General features: G+C 62.4%; 8 protein-coding genes. 3 read left to right on the plus strand and 5 right to left on the minus strand.

Annotated features, from left to right (window positions below):
- Nucleotides 1–93 precede the first annotated feature (93 nt).
- Entirely contained in the window at nucleotides 94–1,035 is a 942-nt protein-coding gene (locus AB6802_RS23405; RefSeq protein ID WP_371012548.1) for an N-formylglutamate amidohydrolase, read from the plus strand.
- A gap of 60 nt (nucleotides 1,036–1,095) precedes the next feature.
- On the opposite strand, the gene AB6802_RS23410 is transcribed toward AB6802_RS23405, so the two are convergent.
- Entirely contained in the window at nucleotides 1,096–1,386 is a 291-nt protein-coding gene (locus tag AB6802_RS23410) for a hypothetical protein (protein WP_371012549.1), read from the minus strand.
- An 11-nt stretch (nucleotides 1,387–1,397) separates the two neighbouring features.
- Here AB6802_RS23410 and hisN point away from each other — a divergent pair, with 11 nt between their 5' ends.
- Nucleotides 1,398–2,171: a histidinol-phosphatase gene (gene hisN / locus AB6802_RS23415; protein ID WP_371012550.1), complete on the plus strand. Its 774-nt coding sequence runs from the start codon at nucleotides 1,398–1,400 to the stop codon at nucleotides 2,169–2,171.
- A gap of 125 nt (nucleotides 2,172–2,296) precedes the next feature.
- Here the strand turns inward: hisN and AB6802_RS23420 are convergent, their stop codons facing one another.
- The 4 genes from AB6802_RS23420 to AB6802_RS23435 all read right to left on the minus strand — a co-directional run bounded on the left by AB6802_RS23420 (nucleotide 2,297) and on the right by AB6802_RS23435 (nucleotide 4,746).
- Nucleotides 2,297–3,124, minus strand: a complete 828-nt coding sequence (locus tag AB6802_RS23420; RefSeq protein WP_371012551.1) for a helix-turn-helix domain-containing protein — start codon at nucleotides 3,122–3,124, stop codon at nucleotides 2,297–2,299.
- 91 nt (nucleotides 3,125–3,215) lie between these two features.
- Complete coding sequence (locus AB6802_RS23425) at nucleotides 3,216–3,377, minus strand: DUF1127 domain-containing protein (protein ID WP_371012562.1); 162 nt, start codon at nucleotides 3,375–3,377, stop codon at nucleotides 3,216–3,218.
- 96 nt (nucleotides 3,378–3,473) lie between these two features.
- Nucleotides 3,474–3,629: a hypothetical protein gene (locus AB6802_RS23430; protein ID WP_371012552.1), complete on the minus strand. Its 156-nt coding sequence runs from the start codon at nucleotides 3,627–3,629 to the stop codon at nucleotides 3,474–3,476.
- A 160-nt stretch (nucleotides 3,630–3,789) separates the two neighbouring features.
- Complete coding sequence (locus AB6802_RS23435) at nucleotides 3,790–4,746, minus strand: alpha/beta fold hydrolase (protein WP_371012553.1); 957 nt, start codon at nucleotides 4,744–4,746, stop codon at nucleotides 3,790–3,792.
- Between the two features lie 455 nt (nucleotides 4,747–5,201).
- Between AB6802_RS23435 and AB6802_RS23440 the strand changes: the two genes are divergently transcribed.
- A complete protein-coding gene (locus tag AB6802_RS23440; RefSeq protein ID WP_371012554.1) occupies nucleotides 5,202–5,669 on the plus strand; it encodes an Hsp20 family protein in 468 nt (155 codons plus the stop codon).
- Nucleotides 5,670–6,000 lie beyond the last annotated feature (331 nt).

The following is a 6,000-nucleotide window of genomic DNA, read 5'->3' on the forward strand; positions in this document are numbered from 1 at the left end:
GGTGCGGGTAAACATCAAGTGAATGCCGGGCATTGTACTTCCGGCCTTAAGCGCGGTTTTGCCGTCTGAAATGCTGGACATGCCGCCCGCTCAGTGGCAGTTTTATGGGATGATGCAGTGCTGTTTCCTGGTTCGTTCAAATTGAAGACGGCAGCCGAGGACTTTTCGGTCGTTCCACCCTTCGAAATCCGATCGGGCGCCGAACAGCGCGTACCTTTCCTCTTCAATTCACCGCATAGCGGACGCCACTATCCCGAACGCTTCCTGGCCATGGCGCGACTCGACCGCAACGCCATCCGCCGTTCGGAAGATTGCTATGTCGAGGAGCTTTTTGGCGGCGCCGTGGCGCTTGGCGCGCCGATGCTGGCAGCCAACTTCCCGCGCGCTTATCTCGACGTCAATCGCGAACCCTGGGAACTCGACCCGCGTATGTTCGCCGAGCCGGTGCCGTCCTTCTGCAACATCCGCTCCGCGCGGGTGGCCGGCGGCCTCGGCACCGTGCCGAAGCTTGTCGGTGAGGGGCTCGACATCTATGCCGGCCGTTTGCCGCTGGCCGAAGCGATTGCCCGCATCGAGGCCGTCTACAAGCCTTATCACGAGACGCTGAAAAGGCTTCTGACCAGGACCCATGCCAGGTTCGGCTATGCCGTGCTGATCGACTGTCACTCGATGCCGGCCAGCATCCGGGTCGGCGACAACGGCGCGCGGCCCGACTTCATCATCGGCGACCGGTTCGGGATTTCCGCCAGCCCGGCGCTCACCGACATGGCGATCAATCTGCTCACCGGCATGGGCTACACGGTGGCGCATAACAAGCCTTATGCCGGAGGCTTCATCACCGAGCATTACGGCAGGCCGGCGCGGCACCTGCATGCGCTGCAGATCGAGGTCAATCGCGGGCTTTACATGGACGAGAGGACGTTCCAGAAATCGGCCGGCTTCGACGCCCTGGCTGACGATCTGACGCGCTTTTCGGCCGATATGATGTCGATGCCCGACCATCATTTCGTCGATCTGCCGCTTGCGGCCGAGTGACGGCGGCCAGCGTTCGCTCCGGCTCTTTGGTTTTAACGCAATTCCGGACGGAAAACGGTTTCACACTTTTCCTGGAATTGCTCTAAAAAAAGACCGCATCGTTTTCACGACACGGTCGAAGTCTAGGGAGGAAACGCCCAAGGAGGGCATAGACAGGAAAACCTGTCCGATGACAAAATTATTGTGCGCCGCACAAATGTCAATCGACATCGGGGTTTTTAATTCAATATGATGTGGAAACTCCGCTGCCGCGGCTGAAGTGTGATATTCGAGCAACAGAAAAACCGGCCATAAACGGCTTTGTGCCGCTAAATTGGGCAGAAAAACAGCGTTGGCGACCGCCACCGCCATGGGAGAATGGGTTGGATATCAGCATCGATTTTATCCGGCGCATCGCTGATGCAGCCGCCGCGGAGACCCTGCCGCGCTTTCGCAGCCAGGGCGCGGTGGCCAACAAGGAGGCGGGTAGTTTCGATCCGGTGACCGAGGCCGATCGCGAGTCCGAGCGGGCGATCCGGGCGCTGATATCGGCCGAATATCCTGAGCACGGTATCCTGGGCGAGGAACATGGCAGCCAGAACCTGTCGAGCCGGCATGTCTGGGTCATCGATCCGATCGACGGCACGCGCGCTTTCATCTCCGGCATCCCGGTCTGGGGAACGCTGGTCGGGCTGACCGTCGATGGCGATGCCGTGGCCGGCATGATGTCGCAGCCGTTCACCGGCGAGCTGTTTTACGCCAATGCCTCAGGCTCGCATTACGAAGGCCCGGGCGGGCCGCGCAAGCTCGCGACCCGCAAGACGACCGAGCTCGCCAACGCGACGCTGTTCACCACGACGCCGGCGCTGTTCAAGGGCGAGGCGCGCAAGCGCTACGACCAGTTCGAGACGAAGGTCCAGCTCGCCCGCTACGGCACCGATTGCTATGCCTTCGCCATGCTCGCGGCCGGAAGCGTCGATATCGTCGCCGATCCCGGTCTGAAACCCTACGACATCGTCGCGCTGATCCCGATCATCGAGAAGGCCGGCGGGGTCATCACCACCTTCGAAGGCGGGCCGGCGGAGAAGGGTGGCGACATAGTGGCGGCGGCAACACCGGAGCTGCATGCCGCCGCGATGGCCGCGCTTCGCGGCTGAGCCCGAGCAGATTTTTAGTTTGATGCATGTCGTTGCCCCAGAACCGCTACACACTACTGGGCGACAACTCTTTGTTGGAGCATGATCTTTTCCGAAAACCGGTTCCCACTTTTCGGGATCATGCATTAGCGCCTGATAGAACGCTGGAATTCAGCCGGCGTTCGTCCGTAAACCTGTTTGAACGTGGCGCTGAAATGGCTGTGGCTTGAGAAGCCAAGATCCATGCCCAGCGTCGTCAGGTTCTCGTAACTGCCGAGAAGGTCGAGCGCGCGCGCCAGCCGCAGGCGCAAATGATAGCGATAGAGCGGCATGGCCTCGACCTGCTGGAACATTTGGGTGAGATAGACCGGCGAGACGCCGACCTCGGCGGCGATTTCCGCCAGCGTCCAGCGCCGCGACAGGTCCGACGACAAGATGAGCTTGGCGCGGTCGACCAGTTTTTGCCGACCGGCACTTGCACCGGCTTCATGCGAGGTGCGATCGCCAAGCGAACGCCGCACCAGGGTGAGCGCCAGCGTTTCGGCTTCGAGCGTCTCGGCAAGCTTGCGACTGAGGCCATGGCGAAGCAGCGCCACCAATGCCTGCGCCCTTGGGTCGATGCGCCGGCGCTGGCGGCGAAACGCGAGTATGTCACCTGAACGCAGCTGTTCCCTGGACACCAGCTCTCTCAGCTGTTCCTCCTCGATGACGAGATCGAGGCAGGCATCGCCCCCTTCGACCGGATGGCTGACCTGGTAGGTCTCGTCCCGGTTGAAGGAGAGAAGCTGGTTGGCTTCGGCGACCGCATCGTTGCGGCCGACATGGCGCACAAAGACACCGCGATACGGAAACACCAGATGCGTGGCCGAGGTGCACTCTTCCGCACTTCTGTGCCGGCACTCGCCGCTGCAGACCACATCCCGCACCCGGATCGTGCCGGTATCGAGAAGCGTTTCCACCTTGAATTGCGACATGGCCGCCGCGTTCCTTCCAGTCGTGCCTCAGCGTACGGCACTCTATGCGACGGCGCGGTCCAATCCTGTCAGGAGACTTGTCAGGGGCGTCTCAATCCCACGGGCGGCGTTTGAATTCCGAATAGGCCTGGCCGCGCGAGAGGCCGATGTCCTTGAGCTGCTCGTCCGTCATCTCGAGCAAGGCCAGGCGGCTTCGGCGCCTTTCCAATTGGCGACCCATCCAGCTCGCTGTGGTGAGAAGCCCGGACCACAGAACCTGTCCGGGAGTGGCGGCGCGGTCCGTCGGTGCCGGCAGAGATATTCTTGCGACCGGATGTCGCGCCACCGCTGTCTGATCACGGTGCATGGCTCAATCCTCGCTGTTGCTGGCTGTCGAAGCGCTGGCTTCGTTGAGCGCCACCGCGCATTCCTCGCAGCAGACCTCGACGGTCTTGCCGCCGACCTTCACGCGGATGGGGTTGGCGTCCAATTGGCAATCGCAGGCGGCGCAGGTTTTGTCGGTCATGATTTCATCTCCTCGGGGTGCGGTTGACGCCGATGAGATGAGCAGTTCGGCGCAGTCGCCGCTGTCAGAATCTTTAGCACTGCAGGTGCCGGAAGCGTGGCCGGCCGATGCTCCTGACAGAAGGGTGTCAGCAGCAGTGCTCGCTGTCGGTCGGATCAGGTCAGGGGGCGTCGCCGGTGCCGGGGATGAAGGCGTCGAAGGCGGCCAGCAGCTGCTCGCGATAGAGGTCCTTTTCCTGCAGGAGCTCGTGTTCGGCGCCGTCGATCATCAGCAGCGAGCCGACGCGCAGCCGCCTGGCATAGGCTTCCACCGCCTTGGTCGAGACCACCCGATCGGCGCCGGCGGCGACGATGAGCATCGGCACCTGGATCCGTTTCATGAAATCGGGATCGCTGACCGCTGCGGCGGCCGCCGCGGCGGCCCTCAGCCAGCGGATGGTCGGGCCGCCGAGCGCAAGCTGCGGCCAGGCTTGGTAGATCGCGACATTGCGCCGGTAGCGCACCGGATCGGATGTTACCTTGTTCGCCTCGAAAGCCGGCGGCAATTTCGGCCTTGGTCCAAGGGCGGCATAAAGCCGGCCGAGACCGATGGCGCAAAACACCGAGCAGACGCGCCGGACGGTGGCGATCGAGACCGGCAGGTCCGGCACCTCGAGAAAGGGCGCAAGCAGCACCATGCGCCGCACGCGGTTGACCATGAAGGGCGAGGCAAGCAGCGCGATCACCGCGCCGGTCGAGTGAGCGAGTATGTAATAGGGGCCGCGGCAATCGGGCAGCACGATCTCCTCGAAGAACTGCTCGAGGTCATGCGTGTAATCGCGAAAGGAGCGGACATAGCCGCGCTGCCGGTCGCGCAGCAGCCGGCTGGAATCGCCCTGGCCGCGCCAGTCGAGGATGGCGACGCCGAAGCCGCGATCGGCGAGGTCGCGGATGGTCTCGAAATATTTCTCGATGCATTCGTTGCGGCCGGTCAAAAGCACCACCGTGCCCTGCAGCGGGCGGGCAACGGCGGCGAAGACGCCGTAGCGGATCTTCTTGCCGTCGCGGGTGGTGAAGAAACCACCGGCAGCGTTCTGTGGCTCTGGATTGCCCTCGGTCTGGTGGAAAAGATCCGTCATTCGGCGCGTCGTTGGTTGTTACCGGCCCGCAGGCGTCGGCATGGTGATAGACGGCCATGCGGCAAAAGCAAAGGCGTTACACGGATTTAGCCGAGTGCCGTGAAAGCGGTAAGGCCGGAAGTGCCTGCGGCGCACTTCCGGCCTCTGTCGATCCGGGAGGAAGGGACGTTACACCCGGTTCGGCCTGTTCGCGGCGCGGGGAAAAGGCGCCGCTTGTTGGTCATCTTGGCCAAAGCCTAATGTTGGCCGGCTGAACGGATGCCGAAGCCATGGTTCATCCGCCGTTCATGAACGTGGCGACTTTGTGCCGATCAAAAAGCCTTGAAATGGGTTTTCGAGCTTCCCAAATGTGGGTTGCGGCCGCCGACTGTCGGGGCCGCTGGCCTATCCGGAACGCCTTCCTAGGGTTTCGCACGGCCACACGCAAACCATGTTGCTCAACAGGAGAACACCTCATGCGTCACGTTGATTTTTCCCCGCTTTATCGCTCGACCGTCGGCTTCGACCGGCTGTTCACCATGCTCGACACGCTCGGCCAGCCCGAGACCGCGCAGACCTACCCGCCCTATAATATCGAGCGCACCGGCGAGAACGCCTATCGCATCTCAATGGCCGTCGCCGGCTTCTCGGAAGACGAGATCTCGATCGAGGCTCATCGCAACGTCCTGACCGTCAAGGGCGAGCGCAAGGAAGAGAATAATGGCGAAGGCTCCGAGCTGCTCTATCGCGGCATTGCCTCGCGTTCCTTCGAGCGCCGCTTCCAGCTTGCCGATCATGTCGAGGTCCAGGGCGCCACGCTGAAGAACGGCCTGCTCTTCGTCGACCTCACGCGCAACATTCCCGAGGAGCTGAAGCCGCGCAAGATCGCGATCACCCAGTCCTCGGACAAGGCCAAGCAGATCGAGGCCAAGGCGGCCGCGTAATCAGGCCGGCTGCGCGTAACATCGCCCAAGGATAAAAGCGTCTCCTCCCGAGACGAAAGCGGCGCCGCGAGGCGCCGCTTTTTTGTCGGCCGTCGGCAACCGGAACGCCCCTGCTCGGAATGTGGCTTGGACAGGGTGTCGCGCCAGCGGATCAGCCCCGCTCCCTTCCGTCGCTGGTTCCTGATTCTTCTGATCCCGCCCGGCATCGAGCTGTTGCCGCGGCTCTTTCTGGCCTAGACCGTTTCACCGTTTCCCGGAAACGGCGAACCGCTCTATCTCTTTGTTTTGACGCAATTCCGGGCGGAAAACCGATCACACTTTTCCTGGAATT

Origin of the sequence: Mesorhizobium sp. RCC_202 (assembly GCF_041355295.1) — a bacterium.
Lineage (GTDB): Bacteria > Pseudomonadota > Alphaproteobacteria > Rhizobiales > Rhizobiaceae > Mesorhizobium.

Excerpts from the sequence above, each read along its gene's own strand:
- AB6802_RS23420 (WP_371012551.1), bottom strand. The coding sequence starts at position 3,124 with ATGTCGCAATTCAAGGTGGAAACGCTTCTCGATACCGGCACGATCCGG.
- AB6802_RS23435 (WP_371012553.1), bottom strand. The coding sequence starts at position 4,746 with ATGACGGATCTTTTCCACCAGACCGAGGGCAATCCAGAGCCACAGAAC.
- AB6802_RS23440 (WP_371012554.1), top strand. The coding sequence starts at position 5,202 with ATGCGTCACGTTGATTTTTCCCCGCTTTATCGCTCGACCGTCGGCTTC.
- AB6802_RS23410 (WP_371012549.1), bottom strand. The coding sequence starts at position 1,386 with ATGGCGGTGGCGGTCGCCAACGCTGTTTTTCTGCCCAATTTAGCGGCA.
- AB6802_RS23430 (WP_371012552.1), bottom strand. The coding sequence starts at position 3,629 with ATGACCGACAAAACCTGCGCCGCCTGCGATTGCCAATTGGACGCCAAC.